The sequence below is a fragment of the Exiguobacterium sp. s70 genome (assembly GCF_018618315.1).
Taxonomy (GTDB): Bacteria; Bacillota; Bacilli; order Exiguobacteriales; family Exiguobacteriaceae; genus Exiguobacterium; species Exiguobacterium chiriqhucha.
Genome location: NZ_JACSLV010000002.1, coordinates 453,103 through 478,331, shown reverse-complemented (window position 1 = coordinate 478,331; position 25,229 = coordinate 453,103). Strand labels below are relative to the sequence as shown.

The window sequence follows — 25,229 nt, the reverse complement described above, 5'->3', positions numbered from 1 at the left end:
AGTACTCACTCCTCAGACATCCATGTACGGAGAAGTTTGGCGAACTCTTCAGGGTTGCTCTCTGCCAATTTCTCCAACTGTTTCTTCTTGACGGCCCCTTCGCCCCGTTCTTCGAGGTCGAGGTCCGGCACTTCGTCTTCATATGGGACTTCCCACTCGTTCGACTCGGCGATTGGTTCGCGGTTGCGCTTGCGCATCGCGAAGAACAAGAGCGCGAGCAAGACGACGGCACCGGCTGCGGCGGCATACATCCACCATTGGGTCGGTTGTTCGACCACGGCCGCTTCTTCCGTTTCTGCGAACGGACGTGAGACGACGACGACTTTCTGTTCAAGTTCCGCCTCAGTGAGTGCCTCTCCGGTCTTGGCGAGTGACGTCCGGATAATCGAGTACATCATCGTCTCGAGGTCACCCTCGAGTTGAGGGTCGATTGTCGTCGCCCCGTTCGGTGGTTCGACGATCAATTGGACGCCGAGGTCACGAATCGAGTACGGTGCGTTCTGAATCTGTTTCGTGATTCGGTTGACTTCATAATTGATGATTTCATGATTCTTTTCGCTCTCTTCTTCCCCAGTGCCCGTGGCGGCCGGGAAATTGACCGTATCGTTCTCGGCCGTCCCGGCAGCAGTCGCTGCGCCGGTTCCGCCTGTATACGCTTCAGCAATCCGCTCGGCCGAGGTGACGATGCCTTCCATGCTGTCCTCATTGACAGGTGTCACGAGGTTTTGCTCTTCAGCCGCTTGCGTCGTGTCGATATCGGCCGTGACCGAGACGAGCACGCTTCGTTCGCCGAGCAACACCGACAACATTTGTTGAATCTGTTGACGGACATCTTTCTCGACTTGGCGTTTCAAGACGAGCGGGTCGGTCGATGATCCACCGGCCGTCGTCGTCTGGTCTAAATCGTAATACGTGAAATATTGGTCCATGACCGATATGTTTTCAGGTTTCAAGTTCGGTACGCTCTTACTGATTAAATGATAGAGCCCTTTCACCGTCGCCGGCTCGAGATTCGTACCAGCTCCTAAATTTAAGACGATGGAGGCCGTCGGTTCACCTTGATCTTCGGCCAAGAAGACCGATTTCTCTGGAATCGAGATGATGACTTTCGCCTGGTTGATTCCTTCGATTTGCGTGATCAACCGTTCGAGCTCGGTCTGCATCGCGCTCCGTTCGATGACGGCCATCTCACGGTCCGTCGTTCCAAAGCCAGCGTTCTCGCTAAAGAAGCTATAATCGATTGCACCCGACTTCGGGATGCCTGCTGCCGCCAGACTGACTTTCAGTTGGTCGACTTGCTCACTCGGTACGTATACACTGACACCGTTCGAAGTCGCTTTAATCTCAGCCTTCACTCCGTCGGCCGTCAACTGTTCCGTCACCTCGCCCGCTTCTTGAGCGGACAGGTTCGTATAGAGCGGGGCCATGTTCGGGCGCGACAGCAAGACGGTCAAGAGCACCGCGACAAGAATCACGCCGACGATGACGAGACCCCAAATGATTTTTCGGTTCGTTTTCATCGTTTGAAGCGAACCGGTCAGTGAACCGAATCGTTCTTTTAACTTTTCATTCATCGCTACTCGTCATCCTCTACTTTAAACTTGCATTCGCATCATTTCTTGATAGGCCTCGACCGCTTTGTTCCGCACCTCTATGGCGAGTTGCATCGCAATCGATGACTCTTCGCTTTGAATCATGACTTGATGTAAATCGGCTTTCCCGACGGCGAGATCGGCTCGGGCCGAGCTCGTCGCTTGTTGGACGTCATTTAATGAGCGCATCGCCTCGTTCAAATACGTTCCGAACTGGGATGGCGTCTCTTTCACGGCCGGCGCGACTGTGAGTTGTGTGCCAATCAATTGAATGGGGTTAATCTGCATCCTCGATCACTCCTTATCCTTTACCAATTTCCATCGCTTTGACGAGCATCGCCTTCGTGGCGTTCATCGCGGCGATGTTCGCCTCGTACGACCGTGTCGCTCCCATCAAATCGACCATTTCTTTCAACAGGTCGACGTTTGGCATCTGGACATAGCCCCGGTCATCCGAATCAGGATGGCTCGGGTCATAGACGAGCTTGTACGGGCTCTCATCTTCCACAATCTGTGAGACTTCGACCCCGCCGCTGACAGCGGACAGCTGTTGGCGAAACGGTGCTTCCTGCATCACGGTCATCTTTCGCGTGTACGGTTGCCACTCCCCGTCGACTAACTTGCCGCGTGTCGTCTGGGCGTTCGCGATGTTCGCGGACACCGTGTCCATCCGTAACCGTTGCGACGTCAGTGCCGTCGCCGAGATATGAAAACTATCAAACATGCCCATCGTCAACGCCCTCCTCTAATGACGGTTTTGAGTCCGCCGAGCCGGCGGTTCAACTGTTCCATCATCGCTTCGTATTGAAGCTGGTTCCGTGCCAACTCGCTCATCTCGTAATCGAGATCAACGTTATTGCCGTCACTTCGCATCGCGCCTCCGGCCCGGTCCGTGATCGTCGTCGCCGAGCGCTCACTCGGACGACCGCCTGCCAGCTTGAGACGCATCTCGTTGTTCAGCGTCTGTTCAAACACGGCCTGCTTCGCCCGGAAGTTCGGGGTATCGATATTCGATAGGTTATGGCTGATGACTTTTTGATTTACGACCGAATGATTGATCGCTTGCTTCATTAATTGATAGTCGCTACCGATCCAGTTCATGCGTTTCACTCGCTTTCACTAAAAGAATGCATGTATATACCTTATTTGGAAAATCCACTATTTCATTGAAACAAATCTGTAACAGTGTTGAAAGATATTTTTATTAAAACAGGTAAATGCTGTCTTCTGTTTTTGTCGAATTTACGACGAATTCTGAAAATAATTACTTTTGCACTAAAAAAAGTCGCTCCCATTACGTCGGGAGCGACTTTGTAAGTCTAAAGTCCTAATTCGATAGACTTTCTAGTATTCGTCAGTTGAATCTAGTTTATTTCAATTCGATTTCAACTTTTGTAATTCGAACAAGAAGTTGTCATTCAGTATCTTAATATACGTTCCTTTCATACCGAGAGAACGTGACTCGATGACACCCGCACTTTCCAATTTACGGAGTGCGTTAACGATGACCGAACGAGTGATTCCCACACGGTCGGCAATTTTGGAAGCAACTAGTAAACCTTCGTTGCCACCAAGCTCTTCGAAGATGTGCTCGATCGCTTCAAGCTCAGAATACGAGAGCGAGTTGATCGCCATTTGGACGACCGCTTTTTTACGGGCTGACGCCTCCGCTTCGGCCGCTTTCTCACGAAGAATCTCCATCCCTACGACGGTCGCGCTATATTCGGCCAAGACGAGGTCATCTTCCGTGAACTCGTTGTTGAGCCGACCGAGCACGAGTGTACCGAGACGCTCGCCACCACCGATGATTGGAACAATCGTCGTCATCGAGTCGAGGAACAACTCACGGTTCTCGACCGGGAACGCCGTATACTCACTGTCGATGCCGATATTTTCCGTCGTCTCTTTGACGTTGAACAAGTTTGAGGCGTATGGCTCCGGGAATTGACGGTCGACCAAGAACGCCTTCATGCGTTCGTTCTCGATTTGTTGTTTGATGGCAAAGCCGAGCAAACGGCCCCGACGACTGACGATGAACGTGTTTGCTTCGAGTACTTCGCGCATCTTATCCGCCATTTCTTTAAAGTCTACGTGCGCGCTTGCCTCTTGTTGAAGCATCGTGTTCAATTGGCGTGTTTTGTCTAGTAAGTTCATAATTCTTATTTTCCTCCCTGTATGTGCATACAGAATCTTATAGTATAAATTGGCTAAGGTCTCGATCTTCCGCAATCGAGCCGACTTTCTCTTTCACATAGGCCGGTGTGATTTGAACATGCGTTTGCGGCATGTCGGCCGCCTCGAACGACAAGTCCTCGAGGACGCGCTCCATAATCGTATACAGACGGCGGGCCCCGATGTCATCCGTCTCTCGGTTGACGTGCGTCGCGATGCGCGCAATCTCTTCGATGGCTGGATGAGTGAACTCGACGCTAATCTCCTCCGACTCGAGGAGTGCCGTGTACTGCTTGATGAGCGCCTGGGACGGCTCCGTCAAAATCTTGACGAAGTCCTCTTCGGTCAGGCTGCTCAGTTCAACGCGAATCGGGAAACGTCCTTGTAGCTCAGGAATCAAGTCGGACGGCTTCGCCATATGGAATGCTCCGGCGGCGATAAAGAGCACGTGGTCCGTCTTGACCGGTCCATACTTCGTGACGACGGTCGATCCTTCGACGATTGGCAAGATGTCACGTTGGACTCCCTCTCGTGAGACACCGGCATGATCTTGCGACTTCGTCGCAATCTTGTCGATCTCATCGACGAAAATGATGCCCATCTGCTCACTACGGCGCACGGCCTCGTCATGAACTTCGTTCATATCGAGCAAACTCTCCGCTTCCTCGGCGACGATGAGCGGACGTGCTTCGCGGACCGGCAACTTGCGTTTCTTCCGTTTCTTCGGCACGATTTGACCGAGCATGTCCTGCAAGTTCGATAAACCTTCCATGCCTTGCCCTTGGAACAAGTCTACGGTCTGCTTTTCTTCGAGATTGACCTCGATTAATCGTTCTTCGAGTTCACCGAGCTCGAGCAAGCGACGCAACTGTGCGCGGTCGGACGACTGCGTGTTAGTCGGCTCTTCGGTCTTTTGAGCTTGGCCGCCGAACAACGCCTCGAACGGGTTCGATGCGGTCGGTTCGACTTTGGCCTTGCCTTGCAAAGCGTCAAGGATGCGTTCAGTCGCAGCGACTTCCGCTTGCTCTTTCACGCCTTCTTTCTTCTCTTCCTTCACGAGACGGACCGACGCCTCGACAAGGTCACGGACCATCGATTCGACATCGCGGCCGACGTAGCCGACTTCAGTGAATTTGGTAGCCTCGACTTTGACGAACGGCGCGCCGACGAGTTTGGCCAAGCGGCGTGCGATTTCCGTCTTCCCGACACCGGTCGGGCCGATCATCAAGATGTTCTTCGGTGTCACTTCATCACGCAGGTCGGCACTCAATTTTTGGCGACGATAACGGTTGCGGAGTGCGATCGCGACGGCGCGCTTGGCATCCTTTTGTCCGATGACGAAGCGGTCTAGTTCCGCTACGATTTGGCGTGGTGTCAGTTCACGTTTCATTCAGAATCGCCTCCGATCGTTTCTACGATGACTTGGTCGTTTGTATAGACGCACAACTCTCCGGCAATCTCGAGAGCGGCGCGGGCTATGTCTTCCGCTGATTTCTCAGGCGAATGGCGTACGAGGGCGCGCCCGGCAGCGAGCGCATAGTTCCCGCCCGAACCGATCGCTAAAATGCCATCATCCGGTTCGATCACTTCGCCGTTCCCAGACACGAGCAGTAGGTGCTCACGGTCCATGACGATCAAAAGCGCTTCGAGTTGACGGAGCATCTTATCCCCGCGCCACTCTTTAGCCAGCTCGACGGCCGCACGCGGCAAGTTCCCGTTGTACATCTCTAGCTTCGATTCAAACTTCTCGAAGAGCGTGAATGCGTCGGCCACGCTTCCGGCGAACCCGGCGACGACTTTACCGCCGTAGAGACGTCGTACTTTTTTGGCCTTGTTTTTCATGATGACGGCGTTTCCGAACGTGACTTGTCCATCCCCGCTCATGGCACCATGCCCGTTGTGGCGGACTGCGAAAATCGTGGTTGCGTGAAACATCTGATGACCTCCTACTTTCTCGGATGTGTGGCTTGATAGACCGCTCGCAAGCGCTCCGTCGAGACGTGAGTGTAACGACCCGTCGTCGAGAGTGACTCGTGACCGAGCAACTCTTGGACGGCACGGAGGTCAGCCCCGCGCTCGAGCAGGTCCGTCGCAAAACTATGACGGAGCGAGTGAGGCGTCAACGGCTTATGCAGGCCGCCTTGCTTCCTCAGACGCTTCATGACGTAGCGAATTTGGTCTGTTGTCACTCGATTCCCTTTTTGACTGAGGAATAATGCCGTTTCTTGGGGGGAAGCGCATGTTTGGCGCACGTCGAGGTAACGATCGAGCGCCGCGATGGCGAACTGTCCGATTGGGATGTAGCGCTCTTTCTTCCCTTTCCCGACGACATGCACGAAGGCGAGGTCGGCATCGTAGGACGACACGTCCATCCCGCACAACTCGGCGACGCGCATGCCCGTCCCGTACAACATCTCGACGATGGCGACGTCACGGGCCCGCAGGAACGGATCATCTTGTCCGTCCGCGGTCGCGATGAGCTGTTCGACTTCGCTAGGCACGGCGAACGTCGGCAGCGTCTTGCGCCGTTTCGGAGACGTTAGGCCGTGGAAAAGAGGCTCGACACCCGTCTCACGTGCCACAAATTTCCCGAATTGCTTGAGGCACGATACTTTTTGGGCGACCGTCGTCGTGGCGCTGTCGGTCTCATAAAGGGCATATAAATAACGCCGCGCCGACTGCACATCATACGGATCTTGATGTGTCGATTGGCAATAAGCGGCGTACTGGTCGAGCGTCTGCTCGTAAGAGCGTTTCGTGTGAGGAGACAGCCGGCGTTCGACTTGGCAATAGCGCAAAAATGACTGTTGATCGTCACCGAATCCCATTCTCTCGCCCCCTCGTTTTCAACTTAAAAACGCATGTTCTCGTCAAATCGAAATTAGCATAGCATACACCGTCAGAGGTGACAATAGATAGCCCCTCAATAATCTGAAAATTTTCAAAGTGTTGTACAAATTACACAATTGAAATTTAAATTCACAAAAAAGGAGCCAAAAAATGGCTCCTTTCCCTTAAATCTCTTTATATTGCTGAATCGTTTCAAGGGCACGGTTCGCGTAACGTTCGTACCGTTCTTGTTTCTTCATCTTCTGCGGTGCATCCTCGAGCGACGGCACGAGACCGAAGTTTGCGTTCATCGGTTGGAAGTGCTTGCCGTCCGTCGTCGTGATATAGTGCGCCATCGAACCGAGCATCGTCTCGCGTGGCAAGACGACGAGGTCTTCACCGGCAATCAGTTTCGCTGCGTTAATCCCAGCGAGAAGTCCTGACGCCGCCGATTCGACGTACCCTTCCACACCGGTCATCTGCCCGGCGAAGAACAACGTGTCGCGTGTCCGCGCCTGATACGTCGGTTTCAACAGGCTCGGTGAGTTGATGAACGTGTTCCGGTGCATGACACCGTAGCGCACGATCTCAGCGTTCTCGAGACCCGGGATGAGTTGAAGGATCCGTTTCTGCTCACCCCATTTGAGGTGGGTCTGGAATCCGACCAAGTTGAACAGCGTGCCGGCCGAGTTATCTTGCCGTAACTGCACGACCGCGTGCGGACGTTTGCCCGTCTTCGGATCTTCGAGGCCGACGGGTTTCATCGGTCCGAACAAGAGCGTCTTCTTGCCGCGTTGGGCAAGAACTTCAAATGGCATGCAGCCTTCGAAGTAAATCTCTTTCTCGAACTCTTTGAGCGGGACGACCTCTGCTTTGACGAGCTCGTCGTAGAACAAGTCGAACTCTTCTTCCGTCATCGGACAGTTGAGGTACGCCGCCTCACCTTTGTCGTAACGTGATTTCAAGTATACCTTGTCCCGGTCAATCGTCTCGCCGTCCAAAATCGGCGCCGCGGCGTCGTAGAAGTAAAGGTAATCTTCACCTGTGAACGCTTTGAGCGAAGCCGAGAGGTCCGGTGACGTGAGTGGACCGGTCGCCATGATGACGATCCCGTCCGGAATCGCCGTGATCTCTTCGTTGTGCACGGTCACGTTCGGATGGTTCTTCAACGTGTCCGTCACGAATCCGGCGAAGTCATGACGGTCGACGGCGAGAGCGCCGCCGGCCGGTACACTTGCCGTGTCGGCCGCTTTCAAGATGAGTGAGTCGAGCGTGCGCATCTCTTCTTTCAAGACGCCGACCGCGTTTTGTAGCCCGTTCGCTCGAAGCGAGTTCGAGCAGACCAGTTCAGCGAATTGGTCCGTATGGTGTGCCGGTGTTTTTCGGACCGGTCTCATTTCATACAAATCGACTTGAATTCCGCGTTTCGCGAGTTGCCAAGCCGCCTCGGAGCCGGCGAGGCCCGCTCCGATCACAGTTACACGTTGCTGCAAAGTTAATCCTCCTCTAACTGATGTACCTCGGCATGGGTACAGTTCGTACATTGATATTTCACACCGTCTTTAATTTTTTTCTCGACCATCATCTTACCACATTCCGGACACGGTTTCGCGACCGGCTTGTCCCATGAGACGAACTCACAGTCTGGATAGTTCGAGCAACCGTAGAACAGACGACCCTTCTTACTGCGTCGTTCGACGACTTGTCCGTCTTTGCAGCTCGGACATGGGACGCCGATTTCGACTTGTACCGGTTTCGTGTTCGTACAGTTCGGGAAGTTCGAGCATGCCATGAATTTCCCGTAACGGCCCATCTTGATGACCATCGGCGAACCGCACACTTCGCAGTCGATGCCGGCCGGTTCATCTTTCACTTCGATTTTCTCAATCTCTGACTCGGCTCGTTTCAGACGTTTCTCGAAACTGCGATAGATTGGAGCGACGACTTCCGTCCATTCGACTTCCTCGTTCTCAATCGAGTCGAGGAGCGTCTCCATGTCGGCCGTGAACTGGACGGTGATAAAGTCGTTGAAGTACTCATCGATCATCTCGATGACGAGTTCGCCAAGTTCTGTCGGGACGAACTTCTTCTCTTCAAGGACGACATATCCGCGTTTTTGAATCGTATCGAGCGTCGGTGCATACGTCGACGGACGACCGATTCCGAGTTCTTCCATCGCCCGAACGAGACGCGCCTCACTGTAACGTGGCGGCGGCTGTGTGAAGTGCTGCTTCGGTTCGATTGTCTCGAACTTGACGAGGTCATCCACTTCGAGCGGTGGAAGCAACCCTTCTTTCTCCGGGTTCGTGTCTTCGATATCTTCATCTTTCGATTCGATATACACTTTCATGAAACCAGGGAATTTGACGGTCGACCCGTTGGCACGGAAAATCATGCCGTTCGACTCGACGTCGATTTTCACCGTGTCGAGGATGGCCGGCGCCATTTGGCTCGCGACGAGGCGCTCCCAAATCAACTTGTACAAGCGGAGCTGGTCACGCGACAAGTACGCTTTCACCGAGGCCGGGTCGCGTAACGCCGAAGTCGGACGAATCGCTTCGTGGGCGTCCTGGGCGTTCGCGGCTTTCTTCTCTTTTTGCTTCTGCAACGCGACGTACTCTTCTCCGAATGTGGATTCGATATACTCTTTCGCTTCCGCTTTCGCCAAATCTGAGATACGCGTCGAGTCGGTACGCATATACGTGATCAAACCGACGGTGCCTTCTTTCTTCCCGAGGTCGATCCCTTCGTATAGCTGTTGCGCGAGCATCATCGTCTTCTTAGCACGGAAGTTCAATTTACGAGCCGCATCTTGCTGGAGCGAGCTCGTCGTGAACGGGAGCGACGCGTTGCGCTTCCGCTCTTTCTTCGTGACGTCGATGACTTTGAATGAGTCGTCAATCGCTTTGAGCACCGCGTCGGCATCTGCCTCGCTCTTGAGCTCCATTTTTTTCCCGTCTTTACCATAAAACGAAGTCTCGAACGATTCGCCTTCATGGTTGAGGGTGAGTTTGATGGTCCAATACTCTTCTGGGTCGAAGGCATTGATCTCCCGCTCCCGGTCGATAATCATTTTAACGGCCACGGATTGAACGCGTCCGGCCGATAATCCTTTTTTGACTTTCTTCCATAGTAATGGGCTCATCCCGTATCCGACGAGACGGTCCAAAATTCGACGCGCCTGCTGGGCGTCGACGAGGTCATGGTTGATTTTACGCGGGTGTTTGAACGACTCTTTAATCGCATCTTTCGTGATCTCGTTAAAGACGACGCGACATTCCGTCGTTTCGTCGACACCGAGGGCACGTGCTAAATGCCAAGCAATCGCTTCCCCTTCGCGATCCGGGTCAGCCGCGAGAAAGATTTTCGTCGCTTTTTTGGCTGCCGTCTTCAATTCTTTCAAAACTGGGCCTTTGCCACGGATCGTGATGTACTTCGGTTCGAAGTCATGTTCCACGTCGACACCGAGTTGACTCTTCGGTAAATCGATGACGTGACCCATAGATGCCTTGACCGTGTAATTCGATCCTAAATAACGTTTAATTGTTTTCGCTTTCGCGGGTGATTCGACGATCACCAAGTATTTTGCCATACATCTGCTCCCCTTTTAGAGGTCATTTAAATCCCTACCATAATATTCATGTTGTCGATGGTTTGTCAACGTCCAATCCTTGAACATGTTAGAATTTGATCGGCAGTCGTCAATGGAATCGCCCCGTCTTCAATCAATTGATTCGGACCAGCCGCGAGCGGATCGAGCGGGCTTCCAGGCACCGCGAATACCGTCTTTCCTTGCTCGAGGGCATGTCCGACCGTGTTCATCGTCCCGCTCTTTTGACGAGCCTGGATGACGACGAGACGATCGGCAAGTCCGCTGACGAGACGATTTCGTTCTAAAAATTGAAATTTTTTGACAGGTGTTTCCGGTGTGTATTCTGTGAGGAGTAACCCGTGTCGCGAAATCCGCTCGAACAAGGGCGAATGGACCTGTGGATACAAGTGCGAAAAGCCCGCTCCGAGGATGGCGATGGTCGGCCGGTCATGATTGAGCGACAGCTCATGGACGAGACCGTCGATGCCGAGCGCCCCACCCGAGACGGAGACAGTTTCTTCTATTAAAGGACGGAAATGTTCGACGAGTCGTCGGCTGATACGATTCAATTCACGGCTTCCGACCAATGCGGTCGTTTGTTGATGTAGTACCTCTAAATCACCTCGATAAAACAAACAATATGGAGGATTCGGAATATGGAGCAGCGCGGACGGGAACAATTCATCCTCCCACGTCAAAAAACGGTCGTACGTGACCGTGGAACGAAGCGCCCGTTCTGCTTTGCTTCGGACGCTCGGATGGAACTGCTGCATGTTCATATGCACGTGCGACAAGTAATGATGGACGAACTCGACCGGCAACCGTTCGGCTGCGAATCGAGCGATTGTTTGATTCATCACAATCACCTCTAAAAAAATGAGGGATGCCGCGCATCCCTCATTCCGAATGGTTTACGTTGTCGGTTGACCCGTCACGCAAGCTTCATACAAACCTTGTTGTTTCAACACCCGGATGAGTGTCTCTCCGATGACGGCAGGCGTCTCGGCGACTTCAATCCCGTTGGCGTTCAACGTCTTAATTTTCTCAGCAGCTGTACCTTTTCCGCCTGAGATGATGGCGCCGGCATGGCCCATCCGCTTGCCTTCAGGGGCTGTTTGTCCACCGATGAAACCGATGACCGGTTTCGTCATGTTCGCTTTCACCCATTCAGCAGCTTCTTCTTCAGCCGTTCCACCGATTTCACCGATCATGATGACCGCTTTCGTGTCCTCGTCTTCATTGAACGCTTGGAGCGTGTCGATGAAGTTCGTTCCGTTGACCGGGTCTCCACCAATCCCGACAGCTGTCGATTGTCCGATTCCGGCAGTCGTCAACTGATGGACCGCTTCGTATGTGAGCGTCCCTGAGCGCGAGACGATGCCGACGTGGCCTTTCGTGTGGATATAGCCTGGCATGATGCCAAGTTTCGCTTCCCCTGGCGTGATGATCCCCGGGCAGTTCGGTCCGATGAGACGGGCCGGTTTGTCCTCGAGGTAACGCTTCACTTGAATCATGTCGATGACCGGGATACCTTCTGTGATACAGATGATCAACTCGATGCCGCTATCGGCCGCTTCCATAATCGAATCGGCTGCGAACGCAGGTGGCACGTAGATGATTGACGCGTTCGCGCCAGTCGCTTCGACTGCCTCGGATACGGTGTTGAAGACCGGTACGCCGTCAAGGACGGTCGTGCCACCTTTACCAGGTGTCACCCCTCCGACCAATTTCGTGTTATATGCCAGCATCTGTTCGCCGTGGAACAGACCTTGTTTCCCCGTGATCCCTTGAATGATCACTTTTGTATCTTGATTCGCCCAAATACTCATGTCGTTTCCCCCTTATCGAACGAGTGCCGCGATTTTTTCTGCACCGTCAGCCATCGAGCTCGCCGAAGTGATCGCAAGTCCAGATTCATCGAGAATGCGTCGTCCCGCATCCACGTTCGTGCCTTCTAACCGGACGACGAGTGGCAAATCGAGACCGATTTCTTTCGTCGCCGCGACGATACCTTCAGCAATGATGTCACACTTCATGATGCCACCAAAGATGTTAACGAAGATTCCTTTGACTTGGTCGTCTGACAAAATCAATTTGAACGCTTCCGTTACTTTTTCTTTCGTTGCACCGCCGCCTACATCGAGGAAGTTAGCGGGTTCGGCGCCGTAATGCTTGATGATATCCATCGTCGCCATGGCCAAGCCAGCCCCGTTAACGAGGCAACCGATGTTGCCGTCGAGCGCGATATAGCTAAGGTCGTGTTTTGACGCCTCGACTTCACGCGGATCTTCTTCTGTCGTGTCGCGAAGGTCGACGATGTCTTTATGACGATAAAGCGCGTTGCTGTCGAAGTTGAGCTTCGCATCGAGTGCGATGACGTTGCCGTCTTTCGTCGTGACGAGCGGGTTGATTTCCGCGATCGTGCAATCTGTCTCGACGTACACTTTATACAATTTCATGACCATGTCGCTGAATTTGTTGACGAGTTTGGTCGGCACTTCCATCTTGAACGCGAGACGGCGTGCTTGGAACGGACGGAGTCCGACGACTGGGTCGACGACTTCTTTATGAATCTTTTCAGGTGTATGTTCAGCGACTTCCTCGATGTCCATACCGCCTTCTGATGAACCCATGATGACAATTCGGCCGATCGAACGGTCAAGCACAAGTCCTAAGTAAAATTCTTGGTCAATGGCAGAGCCTTCTTCAATGTAAAGGCGTTGCACGACTTTTCCTTCTGGTCCAGTCTGATGCGTGACGAGCGTCTTGCCGAGAATCTCTGACGCGTACTGTTTGACTTCTTCATCTGACTTCGCAAGTTTGACACCGCCGGCTTTACCGCGGCCTCCTGCGTGAATCTGAGCTTTGACAACTTTTAGTTCACCGTCTAGCTTGGCGGCGGCTGAGACTGCTTCTTCAACCGTGAACGCTGGATAGCCCGTAGGTACGGCCACTCCAAACGCCCGAAGCAATTCTTTCGCCTGATACTCATGGATATTCATTTCGTTTCCCCCTTAGTCCCCTTTAATATCGGCACGTCTATTGTAACGAAAAACTGAAAGCGCTGTCTATCGTTCTTGCTTTAAGTTTTCATCTTTTTTTCACATCTACCCCTAGACATCCTCGATTTTTCCTTGTTCCATCTGATAAAGAAACACGAAAAGCTCGGCGATGACCTGGTACAGGTCGTCTGGAATCTGCTCTTCAATCTGTAGCGCGGACAAGAGTGAAAGTAAGGCCGGGTCCTCATGAATCGGCACACCGTTCGCTTGCGCGAGCGCGAGCATGCGCTCGGCGACGAGTCCGCCCCCTTTGGCGACGACGCGCGGTGACTCCATCGATTGCTCATAGGACAAGGCGATGGCTTGTTTGCGATCGGTCATACGCGTTGGTCCACCTTTCCGAGTGGGGCAAACGTGTCCGGCACCACTTCCCGCTTTGCTTCAAACGAGAAGCGGGACAACTCATAGCCGCTCGCTTCGAGTGCGTGCCCGAGCAACGGCTCATAAGCATTGACGAACGGACTCAAGTCATGGTGTTCGTTGAACACTTTGACCGACACGTGCCGCTTCTGGACGAGCAAATCGATACCCGTTTCTCCATACTTCGGGGTCTCGAGGAATAGAACGATGCGGGCATGGTCGGAGTCGATGACCTCGCCTTTCGGTGCCTCGAGACGGAATCGTACTTGCTCAAACGGGCCAAAATGCGGTATGTGAAATGCTTGAACGACGAAGGGCGGGGCCTGCACGGCGTTGAACGTCTCCTGGGCCCGGACGAACTGTTCGAACTTCGGGTCACCCTTCGCTTTGAACAGCTCGCCGATCAGCTGCTTCACATCGGCCCCGGCGCCACTCTCGAGCAGTTGTCGGCCTTGCGCCTGGAGCGGCTCGGGCGTATCGAACGGCTGGCGGGCCAGGCGCCCGAGTTCGCTGCCGAGCTGGGCGAGTGGTGACCGGACCGCCTGCTGTGCCTCGATTTGTTGCGACACGACTTTCAAGACGAGCTTCGGTTCGAGCTCCGTGACGACCATCTTGTACGTCACGTTCTCTTTGACGTCGGCGTTCACCCCGACCCGAAACATGCCTTGCGGCAGCTGCATGACCGCCTCACCGCCGGGCAACAGCTGGAGCACCCGGCCGACGACCGTATTGCCGACGAGCAGTTGCCGTGAATTTTGTTCGGTGACCTTGAACGGCAGGACGCCTTGGTGATCGATACGCATCGTTATCCCTCCTACATATGCTTAATCGGCGCGAACGATTTCCGGTGAATCGGTGTGATGCCGTGTTCCGCGAGGCCGGTCAAATGGTCTTTCGTGCCATAGCCCGCGTTCCGCTCGAATCCGTAACCGGGGTAGAGGACGGCGTAATCCTCCATCATATTGTCGCGAACGACTTTAGCTACGACGCTCGCCGCCGCAATCGAGACACTCCGGGCATCCCCTTTGATGAGCGACTGCTGCGGGATGTCGAGGTCGAGGCGCATCGCGTCAATCAACAGCGCATCGACCGTTCCGAGCTGCCGGACCGCTTCCACCATCGCCAGTTTCGTCGCCTCATAAATATTGACCTGGTCGATCACGTCAGCGTCGACGATGCCGACACCGACCGATGCCTCGTCCATGAGGATGCGGTATGCCAGTTCCCGCGCCCGTTTCGACATCTTTTTCGAATCGTTCAGGCCGGGATGATAAAACCCTTCGGGCAAGATGACAGCCGCCGCGACGACTGGTCCCGCGAGCGGCCCTCGACCGACCTCGTCGACGCCGCCGATGAGACGGAACCCTTGGGCCTTCCAATCGTCTTCGAACGCCTGACGGGCCGTATAGTCGGCACGGAGGGCATGTTCTTGTGCGAACTGTCGCTCCCGTTGCCGGATGAGCGTCTGGACGCCCGTCCGCGGGTCGTCTTTCAACTCGGCCCGTACCTGCTCCCACTCTTCATATCGGACCGTCTGTAGCCGTTGTTTAATCGCTTGAATCGTCATTCCGTTCCTCCTATTCAAAAAAGCCCTGTTTGCACAGGACTTCACGCCATGTCATGGTCGGCCGGCGTCTCGAGGGAGACACGTCCGATTTTCTCATGACGCAGTTCGTTCAATAGTAATTCGCTCGCTTTCTCGAAATCGACGTAACCGCCGCTGACGAGTCCACGTTTCTTCCCAATCAATTCGAGCAGTTCGACGGCATCTTCCGGCAGTTGATCGATTTTGAATCGCTCTTTCAACTGGTCCGGATAGCGGGCCGACAATTCGCGGGCCGTATAGAGCGCGATATCATCAAGGTTCAAGATATCATCCTTGATGGCACCGGTCGCCGCCAAGCGATAGCCGACCATCTGGTCCTCGAACTTCGGCCAAAGAATCCCTGGCGTATCGAGCAATTCCATCTCGCCGCCTTTCATCTTGATCCATTGCTGACGCTTCGTGACACCCGGACGGTCGCCGGTGACAGCGATGTTACGTCCGGCGAGACGGTTGATGAGCGTCGACTTGCCGACGTTCGGGATGCCGATGATGAGCGCGCGGATCGGGCCGGGGTTCCGGCCTTTCTCACGCATACGGACATGCTTCTCTTGCATGAGCTTCTCGGCGCCCGACATGAGCTGTTTCAAGCCTTTGCTATGTTTCGCGTCGACGGCGACGACCTCGATGTCATCGCGCTTCAAGGCGCGGAGCCAGGCGTCAGTGACGACCGGATCGGCCATATCGGCTTTATTCAAGACGATGAGACGCGGTTTGCCTTCCGTGATCTCATCGACCATCGGGTTACGGCTCGATTGTGGAACACGTGCATCGACGAGTTCGATGACGACATCGATGAGCTTTAACTTTTCTGTTACTTGTCTTCGTGCCTTGGCCATGTGGCCAGGGAACCATTGAATTGCCAAACAAACACCACCTTATTCTTGTACGGTCCCGAAATCACCGAGCGGCCAGAACACGAAGTTCGTTTTGCCGACGACGTCCTCTTTCGGGACAAAGCCGATTTCACGGCTGTCTTTCGAGTTTTGACGATTGTCACCCATGACGAAGTACGAGCCTTCAGGGACGACCGTCTCGCCCGTCACTTGTTCGAGCGTAAAGTTTTCGGTAAGAGGAAAGCCGTTCATCTGTGCCTGGAAATCCTCTAAATACGGTTCTTCGACCGCCTCATCATTCAAATAAAGCGTGTCGTCCCGATATTCGAGCGTGTCGCCAGGAATGGCGATGACGCGTTTGATATAGTCTTTCGATTCTGTCGCGTGGAAGACGATAATATCGCCTCGGTCGAGCTCACCGACGTAGTTCGAGATTTTGCTGACGATCATGCGATCGGCATTTTGGAGCGTCGGCATCATCGACTCTCCTTCGACGATAACAGGTACAAAGATGAACGTCCGGATCACGAACGCGATGACGAGCGCAACGACGATCGCCTTAAGCCAACTGAACACTTCTTTCAACTTGCCTCACTCCTCTGTCCGTTTGAACTTATTGTACTAGAAAAAAAGAAGCTTGTCGCAAGCGACAAGCTTAATCCCCATCTTAACGACGGATTTCTTTAATACGTGCTGCTTTACCGCGAAGGTTGCGGAGGTAGTAGAGTTTCGCACGACGGACTTTACCGTAACGAACGACTTCGATTTGCGCGACACGTGGTGAGTGAAGCGGGAATGCACGCTCAACACCTACGCCGTAAGAAATCTTACGAACTGTGAATGTTTCGCCGATGCCGCCACCCTTACGCTTGATGACTACGCCTTCGAAGATCTGGATACGCTCGCGCGTTCCCTCTACGACTTTAACGTGGACACGTACTGTGTCACCAGGACGGAAAGCAGGTACGTCTGATTTGAATTGTTCTTCTGTGATTTCACGGAACAGTTTTTGTGTGTTCATGAATAGTTCTCCTTTTTCTTCAATGTTCATATCTTCATCTGCCCAAGCATCCAACAGCGGAACATCGGTAATTGGTGGGGTTAACCCACATGCTCAAACATAGCACAATTCGGTCAATCGCGCAACGATTCAATGAATTTTTTATCTGCCTTCGACAGTTCGATGCGCTCGAGCAGGTCCGGTCGCCGGCGATACGTGCGCAGGAGCGACTGCTCTCGGCGCCACGCTTCGATTTTGGCGTGATTGCCCGACAAGAGGACGTCAGGCACCTTCAGACCACGGAACTCCGCGGGGCGTGTATAGTGCGGATATTCGAGTAGCCCTGTCGAGAACGAGTCATCTTCATGGCTCGCCTGATCGCCGAGTACTTCCGGGATGAGACGGACCGTCGCATCGATCATGACCATCGCGGCGAGCTCACCGCCGGTCATGACGAAGTCACCGATTGACACTTCGTCCGTCGCGAGCTCATCATGAATCCGTTGGTCGAACCCTTCATAATGGCCGCATAAAAAGATCAAGTGTTCCTCGGACGCCCATGCTTCCGCCATCTGTTGGTCGAAACGGCGTCCGGTCGGCGTCGTGACGATGACGCGGGGACGCTTCTTGTCGATGGCGTCGAAGGCGTCAAAGATCGGCTGCGGGGTGAGCAACATGCCCGCCCCGCCTCCGTACGGGTAGTCGTCGACCTTATGGTGTTTGTTCGTCGAGAAGTCACGGAAGTTCGTGAACGCCATCTCGACTTGTCCGAGGGTACGGGCCCGTCCGACAATTGAATGATCGAGCGGGGCGAACATCTCGGGGAATAACGTTAAAACATCAATCTTCATCGTCAATCATTCCCGGAATCGGGGTGATGACGACACGTTTCGCCTCGACATCGATGTCGCTCACGACCGATTCGATGTACGGGATGAGGGCGTCCGACTTGCCAGGGCGTTTGATGACCCAGACGTCGTTGGCACCAGTCTCGAAGATATCGTCGACGACACCGATGACCTCACCGTCGACGACGGCCTCGCAACCGATAATCTCATGATAGTAAAACTCATGCTCCGGTAACTCGTGAACGTGCTCGACGTGAACGTATAGTTTCATCCCTTTATACTTCTCGACGAGATTGATATTCTCAAGCCCTTTGAACGTCACGAGATGGAACTGCTTATGTGGACGATACGTCGTCACCTCGAACGGAAGCTTCTTGCCATCGACGTCCAAATAGAGCGTCTCGCCTTTCTTGAAGCGTTCGGCCGGGAAATCGGTCGCGGCGAGCAACTTCAGTTCCCCTTTCAAGCCGTGGGTATTGGCGATCTTACCTACGTATAACCATTCCATTGTTATGCCTCCTCAAAAAAATGGGCCGACCTCATAAAAGGTCGGCCACATCCTTACTTCGCGTTTTTCGCGTTGTGGAATTTCTCCATGATCCCTGCTTTAGAGAACAAGTTACGTACTGTGTCAGATGGCTTCGCGCCGTCTGCCAACCATTTGAGAGCGAGTTCTTCGTTGATGCGAACTTCTGCTTCTGGTTTTGCAACCGGGTTGTAGTGACCGAGTTGCTCGATGAAACGGCCATCACGTGGTGAACGTGAATCAGCTACAACGATCCGGTAGAAAGGTGATTTGTTTGCGCCCATGCGCTTGAGACGAATTTTAACTGCCATGGTAATATACCTCCATCATGTGTTTAAGAATTGACAACTTTAATAGTATACTGTTTTTTTGCCCGACTGACAAAAGTTTTCTTAGAAGAACGGAAGGCCGAGACCTTTTTTCTTCCCTTTCATTTGTCCTGACATCTGCTTCATGAGCTTCTTCATGTCATCGAACTGTTTGATGAGACGGTTCACTTCCTGGATGGAACGACCGCTCCCTTTTGCGATCCGCTTGCGACGACTCGCGTTGAGCACTTCAGGATTGGAGCGCTCATGCTTTGTCATCGAGCGAATGATCGCCTCGACATGATCGAGTTGCTTCTCGTCGATTTGGACGTTCTTCAACCCTTTCATCTTACCTGCACCAGGTAACATCGAGAGCAATTCATCAATTGGGCCCATGTTTTTCACTTGACCCAACTGCTCGATAAAATCATCGAACGTGAACGATGCATCGCGAATTTTGCTTTCAAGCTCCTTCGCAGCATCTTGGTCCATCTGTGACTCGGCTTTTTCAATGAGTGTGAGCACGTCCCCCATCCCAAGAATCCGTGACGCCATGCGTTCCGGGTGGAATGGTTCGAGGGCATCCAACTTTTCACCGAGACCGACGAACTTAATCGGCGCTCCCGTGACTGCCTTGATTGAAAGGGCTGCCCCACCACGTGTATCACCGTCGAGCTTTGTGAGCACGACGCCGGTGATTCCGAGTTTCTCATTGAAGCTGTCGGCCACATTGACCGCATCTTGACCCGTCATCGCATCGACGACGAGGAAGATTTCATTTGGTTTGGCAATCGTCTTCACGTTTTCGAGTTCGCCCATGAGCGTCTCGTCGATGTGAAGGCGACCGGCCGTATCGATCAACACGAAATCGTGATGATTGGTTTTGGCGTACTCGAGCGCTTTTGTGACGATTTCTTCCGGCTTCACTTGGTCGCCAAGTGAGAACACCGGTAAATCGAGTTGCTTGCCGAGTGTCTCGAGCTGTTTGATGGCCGCGGGCCGATAAATATCCGCCGCGACGAGAAGTGGACTCCGGTTATGCTTTTTGCGAATCAAGTTCGCGAGCTTCCCGGTCGTCGTCGTTTTCCCCGCACCTTGTAACCCGACCATCATGACGACTGTCGGTGGTTTTGGGTTAAATGTAATCGGGACGACGTCGCTTCCCATCAAAGTCGTTAGCTCTTCATGAACGATTTTGACAACTTGTTGGCCCGGTGTCAACGATTTCATGACGTCTTGGCCGATGGCCCGTTCTTTCACGTCGTTGACGAACTGTTTGACCACTTTGAAGTTGACATCGGCTTCAAGGAGAGCGAGACGAACTTCTCTCATCATCTCTTTGACATCTGCTTCGGAAATTTTACCTTTCCCCCGCATTTTCGCCAGTGTCGATTGCAACCGTTCGGATAATCCTTCAAATGCCATGCTTCAGCCCCCTACTCTAAATTCTCAAGCGCCGAAATCGTTTCCGTCGCGTCGGGCGAATGCTCGACTTGACGTTTGAGCGTCTGAAGCAGTTGTTGCCGCTGTTCGAACTTCTCGAACAAGGCCAACTTCTCCTCATACTGCTCAAGCATCGCTTCGGTACGCTTTATGTTATCGTAGACCGCTTGACGGCTGACTTCAAACTCTTCCGCAATCTCTCCGAGCGAGTAGTCATCTAGGTAATAAAGAGACATATAGTTGCGCTGTTTCGGTGTGAGTAGTGCTTGATAAAAATCGAACAAGTAGTTCATTCGATTCGTCTTTTCGAGCGACATGACCTCCACCTCCACATGTTAAGTGAAATCCCTTTACAACTACCAATAGTACAGCCGTCCCTAGCTCTTGTCAAGTTTTTTTCTTAACAGAGAAACTTAGGCGAGGTCATCGTTTGTCTGTTGTTTTTCTTCGAAGATGTCCCCGAATAATCCGTATACGAACTGTTCCGGGTCGAACGCTTGTAAATCATCGATTTTCTCGCCGAGCCCAACATATTTGACTGGAATATCGAGCTCGTTACGAATCGCTAGCACGATCCCACCTTTAGCCGTGCCGTCGAGCTTCGTCAAGACGATGCCGCTCACGTTCGTCGCTTGTTTGAACGCTTTCGCCTGGACCATCGCGTTCTGCCCTGTCGTCGCGTCAAGCGCCAGCAACACTTCATGCGGTCCGTTCGGCACTTCACGCTCGATGACCCGCTTCACTTTTTCAAGCTCGTTCATCAAGTTGACCTTGTTTTGCAAACGTCCGGCCGTGTCACAAATCAAGACGTCGACACCGCGTGATTTCGCTGCCTGGACGGCGTCGAACACGACCGCGGCCGGGTCCGAACCTTCGGCTTGACGGATGACCGGGACTCCGACGCGTTCGCCCCATACTTGGAGCTGGTCGATGGCACCGGCCCGGAACGTGTCGCCCGCCGCAAGCATGACCGAACGGCCTTCCGACTTCAATTGATGGGCGAGCTTGCCGATCGTCGTCGTCTTGCCGACGCCGTTGACGCCGACGAACAAGATGACCGTCAATCCGTCTTGCATGTTCAACTCACGGTCCGACTCGTCCTCTTGGAGTCGCTTCGCCACGACTTCGACGAGCGCATCGCGGACAGCGACCGGATCTTTCAAGTTGCGGCGCTTCACTTCTTCTTTCAAATCTTCGACGAGGTCCATCGTCGTCGTCACCCCGACGTCCGCCTGGATGAGCAGATCCTCGAGTTCATCGAAGAAATCCTCATCGACTTCGCGGAACCGATAGACGAGATCGTTGACGGCATTCGCGAACCCGTCGCGGGTCTTTGTCAATCCATCGGTAAACTTTTGTGACGCTTCTTGCGTCGAGGTCGTCAATTTATCTTTTAGCTTCTTAAAAAAACTCAACTTAATTCCTCCATCTCTTCTTCCGTCTCAACGACGCGCTTCGCTTCAGATAGTTCGACCGAAAGCACCTCGGAGACCCCGTTTTGTTGCATCGTCACGCCGTAGAGCGTATCCGCCGCCTCCATCGTCCCTTTCCGGTGCGTGATGATGACGAACTGCGTATCAATCGACAGCGTCCGGATATACTCCCCGAACCGATGGACGTTCGCCTCATCGAGCGCTGCCTCGACTTCATCGAGCACACAGAACGGCACCGGACGCGTCTTCAAAATCGCGAATAAGAGCGCGATCGCTGTCAAGGCCCGTTCTCCCCCCGAGAGCAGACTGAGCGTCTGCAGTTTCTTCCCGGGTGGTTTGGCGACGATATCGATGCCCGTATTGAGCAAGTCGGACTCGTCGACCAATTTCAAATCGGCCTCGCCGCCACCGAACAGTTCCTGGAACGTCTGTTTGAAGTGACCGCGGACGAGCGTATACGTCTCTTTGAACAATCGTGTCACTTCACGGTCCATCTCGTTGATGATGTCGTACAAATCCTCTTTGGCGCTGACGAGGTCGTCCCGCTGTTCAGACAAGAACATGAACCGCTCATTGACGAGGTCGAACTCTTCAATCGCATTCAAATTGACCGGACCGATCTCCTCGATTTGGCGGACGAGCAGTTTGAACTCCTCTTTCGCCTCATCGAGCGGGATTGTGAGCGTCGGCAGCAAATCGAAGACGAGTCCACGTTCGTCGAGCGCATCGAGTTTCCACTTCCGTTTCAACTCCAGTTCGTTCACGTCGGTCTCGAGTTTACGGACGTCCGCATCGAGTCGACGACGCACGTCCGTCGCCTGTTGTTCGCGCTGCCTTAGAATTCGGTATGATTCTTCTTCGGCATGGAGCTGGTTCAACTGTTGCGTCAGGCGCGCTTTGAGCGCATCCATCTGTTTGACCGCCTCGACATGTTCGAGCTCGAGTTCGGCTGAAGAGACGACCCGGCCGCTCGCCACATGTTCGAGCTCACGTTCGATTTGATGAAGGCGTGCCGTCTGTTTGGCGACCTCGGCCTCGAGCCGTTCGACTTCCGAGCGGACCCGGTCGAGGTCGAGCGTGTGCCGTTGGCGATCGAGTTCGTTTTGACGGATGGCTTCTTGCAGTTGCCCCGTCGTCGCGGCACCTTTCGCCTGCTCACCGCGGAGCGCCTCGAGCTCGGTCCGAATCGAGGCTTGCAACGCATCGGTCGCCTCGAGCTCTTGTGCGAGCCGCGTCAATTCGTTCGTTGCGGCTTCAATCGTATGGGCATAGCGGGCCATTTCATGATCGAACAGTTCAAGTTGCGCCTTGGCGTCTTGTGACACCCTCTCCAAGCTTCGGTACGCCTGTTCCGTCGACCGGAGCGTCTCTTCGGCCTCGCGCTTCTTGAGTCTGATTGACTGGAGCGACTCCCGCAACCGGGACATCTCATCGGTATACGTCGTCACGCGCAACTGTTGCTCATGGAGCATGGCCAGCCCTTGCGTCAATCCGTGCTTCAAGTCATCGAGTTCACGCGATTGCGTGAACAAGGCGACGCCTTGCTTCCGGCTACCCCCGGTCATCGAACCGCCGACGTTGACGATGTCCCCGTCGAGCGTGACGATGCGATAGCGATACCCGGTCGTCTGGGCGATCCGGTTGGCGACTTCGAGTGAGCTGGCGACGATGACGGCACCGAGAAGGGACCGTTTCAATTTGTCGTAGGCCGGGTCCGTCTCGACGAGGTCGGCGGCGATTCCGACGAATCCGTCGAGCGATTCGAGCCGGTGCGCGACTTCACTCGGGACGTAACGTTCCTTCACGCTCGTCATCGGCACAAACGTGGCCCGTCCAGCATTCGCCTTCCGTAGCCGATCGATTTCTCGGCGACCGACCACATCCGTCTCGACGACGATATGTTGTTGTGTCTGACCGAGCGCCGTCTCGATGGCGGCCTCGTAGGACGGGAGAACGCGAATCAATTCCGCGACCGCACCGAGCACGCCCGGCCCCCGTTCTTTCAACACGAATTTAACGGCATGGAAATAGCCTTCATATGACTGCTTCATCCGCTCGAGCAATTCGATGCGGTCCTCGGTCTTCTGACGCCGGCGGTCGAGGTCGTGGTACGACTGCTCGGCCCGGGCCAGCTTGTCCCGCAGTGTCGTCTCTTGTTCGGTCAAATCGGCTTCTTGCGCGAGCAGCGTCTCCCACGTCGTCCGCGCTTCGTCGAGACGAGCCTGCTCGGCCTCGAGCGAAGCCGTCTGTTCGGTCCGCACATCGAGGCGATCCTTATTCTCACGCAGGAGGCGGGCTTTCGCTTCCTCGGCTTGTTCGATATCCCGGCGTTCCCGCTTCTGTTGATTGCTGAGCGTGGCGCGAGTCGTCGCCAGTTCGAACGCCTCACCTTGGAGCTGTTCGATTTCCGCGTTAAAATCGCGTGTCGCTGCCGTCAATTGTGTGTCGAGTTTGACGCGTGCCGATTCGACGGTATGTAACGCCTCGGTTTTAGACGCCAAATCCGCCTCGGCCACGTGCAATTTCTGCGTCAACTGTTCGGCCTCTTCGGCCAACTCGACCCGTTGGCGCTCGAGACGTTCTTTCGTTTCCGCCCCGTGCTCTTCCCGGGCTTTCGCGAGCTTGATTTCGCCGGTCAATCGTTCTAGTTCGGTCGCCTGCGTCCGTTCGTCCTGGTGGAGCGTATCGAGCGTTTCCCGATCGACGGCGAGTGTCGCCTCGAGCTCCGTCCGTTCCGCCACAATCGCGTTCAACGCGCCGTCTTGCTCGGCGAGATGGGCGGACGCCGTCCCGAGTTGTTCGTTCGTACGGGTGATTCCTGTTCCGAGTTCCGTAATCTCGGCACCGAGAATACCTGTCTCGAGCTCATCGTGCCGAGCTTTTGCGACTTGATACTCACGGGCGAGCGCGGCTTGTTCACGGAGCGGTTCGACCCGGTCGGCGAGTTCATACAAGATATCGTCGACGCGGGACAAGTTCAATTCAGTGTCCTGCAGTTTCCGTTCCGCTTGTTTTTTACGCTGGCGGTATTTCAAGACACCGGCCGCTTCTTCGATGACGGCCCGGCGGTCTTCCGGTTTCCCGGAGATGACCTGCTCGACCCGGCCTTGGCCGATGATGGCAAACGCATCACGCGACAGACCCGTATCCATGAACAGGTCAATCACATCTTTGAGACGGCACGGCTTCTTGTTCATAAAGTAGTCGCTGTCGCCGCTCCGCGTGACACGGCGCGTGACGCTCACTTCTTCATACGGCAGCCGCAAATGGGCGTCCGTATTGTCCAACACGAGCGTCACTTCGGCGACGTTACGATGGTTCTCCCCTTCACTGCCGGCAAAGATAACATCTTCCATTTTCGCTCCGCGGAGCGATTTGGCCGACTGCTCACCGAGTACCCAGCGAACAGCGTCCGATATATTTGATTTTCCGCTCCCGTTCGGTCCAACCACGGCTGTGACGCCGGGACGAAAATCTAGTTCAATCCGCTTGGCAAACGATTTAAAGCCAGCGAGTTCGATTCGTTTTAAGTGCATCGTGACCATCCTATCCTCAGTAAGCATTCATTTGTTTATTTTACCACAGTTGCCAGTTCGTCAAAATGCTAGAATCATGCTATTCTAAA

The 25,229-nt window shown here is 54.0% G+C and carries 26 protein-coding genes; all 26 read right to left on the bottom strand.

Annotated elements, in window-relative coordinates:
• Window positions 1–5 precede the first annotated feature (5 nt).
• Window positions 6–1,574: a flagellar basal-body MS-ring/collar protein FliF gene (gene fliF / locus KNP84_RS07115; RefSeq protein ID WP_215114535.1), complete on the bottom strand. Its 1,569-nt coding sequence runs from the start codon at window positions 1,572–1,574 to the stop codon at window positions 6–8.
• Between the two features lie 21 nt (window positions 1,575–1,595).
• Window positions 1,596–1,880: a flagellar hook-basal body complex protein FliE gene (gene fliE / locus KNP84_RS07110; RefSeq protein WP_215114534.1), complete on the bottom strand. Its 285-nt coding sequence runs from the start codon at window positions 1,878–1,880 to the stop codon at window positions 1,596–1,598.
• A 13-nt stretch (window positions 1,881–1,893) separates the two neighbouring features.
• A complete protein-coding gene (gene flgC, locus KNP84_RS07105; protein ID WP_021067116.1) occupies window positions 1,894–2,322 on the bottom strand; it encodes a flagellar basal body rod protein FlgC in 429 nt (142 codons plus the stop codon).
• Between the two features lie 2 nt (window positions 2,323–2,324).
• Window positions 2,325–2,693 carry a flagellar basal body rod protein FlgB gene (gene flgB / locus KNP84_RS07100; protein WP_021067115.1) on the bottom strand — a complete coding sequence of 123 codons (369 nt, stop codon included), beginning with the start codon at window positions 2,691–2,693 and terminating at the stop codon, window positions 2,325–2,327.
• A gap of 273 nt (window positions 2,694–2,966) precedes the next feature.
• Window positions 2,967–3,746, bottom strand: coding sequence for a GTP-sensing pleiotropic transcriptional regulator CodY (gene codY, locus KNP84_RS07095; protein ID WP_016508279.1), 780 nt, complete (start codon window positions 3,744–3,746; stop codon window positions 2,967–2,969).
• A gap of 37 nt (window positions 3,747–3,783) precedes the next feature.
• A complete protein-coding gene (hslU, locus tag KNP84_RS07090; RefSeq protein ID WP_029595703.1) occupies window positions 3,784–5,154 on the bottom strand; it encodes an ATP-dependent protease ATPase subunit HslU in 1,371 nt (456 codons plus the stop codon).
• A complete protein-coding gene (gene hslV / locus KNP84_RS07085) occupies window positions 5,151–5,699 on the bottom strand; it encodes an ATP-dependent protease subunit HslV (protein WP_021067113.1) in 549 nt (182 codons plus the stop codon). Before hslV ends, hslU begins: the two co-directional genes overlap by 4 nt.
• A gap of 11 nt (window positions 5,700–5,710) precedes the next feature.
• The gene (locus KNP84_RS07080; RefSeq protein WP_021067112.1) at window positions 5,711–6,592 is read right to left on the bottom strand and encodes a tyrosine-type recombinase/integrase; all 882 of its coding nucleotides are present in this window, start codon (window positions 6,590–6,592) and stop codon (window positions 5,711–5,713) included.
• Window positions 6,593–6,778: 186 nt separating this feature from the next.
• Window positions 6,779–8,137 (bottom strand): FADH(2)-oxidizing methylenetetrahydrofolate--tRNA-(uracil(54)-C(5))-methyltransferase TrmFO, encoded by a 1,359-nt coding sequence (gene trmFO, locus KNP84_RS07075; RefSeq protein ID WP_051627734.1) that lies wholly within the window; start codon window positions 8,135–8,137, stop codon window positions 6,779–6,781.
• Window positions 8,089–10,185, bottom strand: coding sequence for a type I DNA topoisomerase (topA, locus tag KNP84_RS07070; protein ID WP_021067110.1), 2,097 nt, complete (start codon window positions 10,183–10,185; stop codon window positions 8,089–8,091). Before topA ends, trmFO begins: the two co-directional genes overlap by 49 nt.
• Before the next feature lie 65 nt (window positions 10,186–10,250).
• A complete protein-coding gene (dprA, locus tag KNP84_RS07065) occupies window positions 10,251–11,042 on the bottom strand; it encodes a DNA-processing protein DprA (protein WP_215114533.1) in 792 nt (263 codons plus the stop codon).
• Window positions 11,043–11,096: 54 nt separating this feature from the next.
• Complete coding sequence (gene sucD / locus KNP84_RS07060) at window positions 11,097–12,014, bottom strand: succinate--CoA ligase subunit alpha (protein WP_021067108.1); 918 nt, start codon at window positions 12,012–12,014, stop codon at window positions 11,097–11,099.
• 12 nt (window positions 12,015–12,026) lie between these two features.
• Window positions 12,027–13,187 (bottom strand): ADP-forming succinate--CoA ligase subunit beta, encoded by a 1,161-nt coding sequence (gene sucC, locus KNP84_RS07055; protein ID WP_021067107.1) that lies wholly within the window; start codon window positions 13,185–13,187, stop codon window positions 12,027–12,029.
• Window positions 13,188–13,298: 111 nt separating this feature from the next.
• Window positions 13,299–13,568 (bottom strand): EscU/YscU/HrcU family type III secretion system export apparatus switch protein, encoded by a 270-nt coding sequence (locus KNP84_RS07050; protein WP_021067106.1) that lies wholly within the window; start codon window positions 13,566–13,568, stop codon window positions 13,299–13,301.
• On the bottom strand, window positions 13,565–14,410 hold the full coding sequence (locus tag KNP84_RS07045; protein ID WP_215114532.1) for a hypothetical protein: 846 nt from the start codon (window positions 14,408–14,410) through the stop codon (window positions 13,565–13,567). The genes KNP84_RS07050 and KNP84_RS07045 overlap by 4 nt, the downstream gene beginning before the upstream one ends.
• Before the next feature lie 11 nt (window positions 14,411–14,421).
• Complete coding sequence (locus KNP84_RS07040) at window positions 14,422–15,174, bottom strand: ribonuclease HII (RefSeq protein WP_215114531.1); 753 nt, start codon at window positions 15,172–15,174, stop codon at window positions 14,422–14,424.
• A gap of 41 nt (window positions 15,175–15,215) precedes the next feature.
• Window positions 15,216–16,076: a ribosome biogenesis GTPase YlqF gene (gene ylqF / locus KNP84_RS07035; RefSeq protein WP_215114530.1), complete on the bottom strand. Its 861-nt coding sequence runs from the start codon at window positions 16,074–16,076 to the stop codon at window positions 15,216–15,218.
• Window positions 16,077–16,088: 12 nt separating this feature from the next.
• Window positions 16,089–16,631 carry a signal peptidase I gene (lepB, locus tag KNP84_RS07030; protein WP_021067102.1) on the bottom strand — a complete coding sequence of 181 codons (543 nt, stop codon included), beginning with the start codon at window positions 16,629–16,631 and terminating at the stop codon, window positions 16,089–16,091.
• A gap of 82 nt (window positions 16,632–16,713) precedes the next feature.
• Window positions 16,714–17,067: a 50S ribosomal protein L19 gene (rplS, locus tag KNP84_RS07025; protein WP_021067101.1), complete on the bottom strand. Its 354-nt coding sequence runs from the start codon at window positions 17,065–17,067 to the stop codon at window positions 16,714–16,716.
• Window positions 17,068–17,180: 113 nt separating this feature from the next.
• Window positions 17,181–17,897, bottom strand: coding sequence for a tRNA (guanosine(37)-N1)-methyltransferase TrmD (trmD, locus tag KNP84_RS07020; protein ID WP_021067100.1), 717 nt, complete (start codon window positions 17,895–17,897; stop codon window positions 17,181–17,183).
• The gene (gene rimM, locus KNP84_RS07015; protein ID WP_021067099.1) at window positions 17,887–18,402 is read right to left on the bottom strand and encodes a ribosome maturation factor RimM; all 516 of its coding nucleotides are present in this window, start codon (window positions 18,400–18,402) and stop codon (window positions 17,887–17,889) included. The genes trmD and rimM overlap by 11 nt, the downstream gene beginning before the upstream one ends.
• 53 nt (window positions 18,403–18,455) lie before the next feature.
• Window positions 18,456–18,731: a 30S ribosomal protein S16 gene (gene rpsP / locus KNP84_RS07010; protein WP_021067098.1), complete on the bottom strand. Its 276-nt coding sequence runs from the start codon at window positions 18,729–18,731 to the stop codon at window positions 18,456–18,458.
• An 81-nt stretch (window positions 18,732–18,812) separates the two neighbouring features.
• Complete coding sequence (gene ffh / locus KNP84_RS07005) at window positions 18,813–20,153, bottom strand: signal recognition particle protein (protein WP_021067097.1); 1,341 nt, start codon at window positions 20,151–20,153, stop codon at window positions 18,813–18,815.
• 11 nt (window positions 20,154–20,164) lie between these two features.
• Window positions 20,165–20,488, bottom strand: a complete 324-nt coding sequence (locus KNP84_RS07000; protein ID WP_021067096.1) for a putative DNA-binding protein — start codon at window positions 20,486–20,488, stop codon at window positions 20,165–20,167.
• Between the two features lie 96 nt (window positions 20,489–20,584).
• Window positions 20,585–21,586: a signal recognition particle-docking protein FtsY gene (gene ftsY, locus KNP84_RS06995; protein WP_021067095.1), complete on the bottom strand. Its 1,002-nt coding sequence runs from the start codon at window positions 21,584–21,586 to the stop codon at window positions 20,585–20,587.
• A complete protein-coding gene (gene smc / locus KNP84_RS06990) occupies window positions 21,583–25,140 on the bottom strand; it encodes a chromosome segregation protein SMC (protein WP_021067094.1) in 3,558 nt (1,185 codons plus the stop codon). Before smc ends, ftsY begins: the two co-directional genes overlap by 4 nt.
• Window positions 25,141–25,229 lie beyond the last annotated feature (89 nt).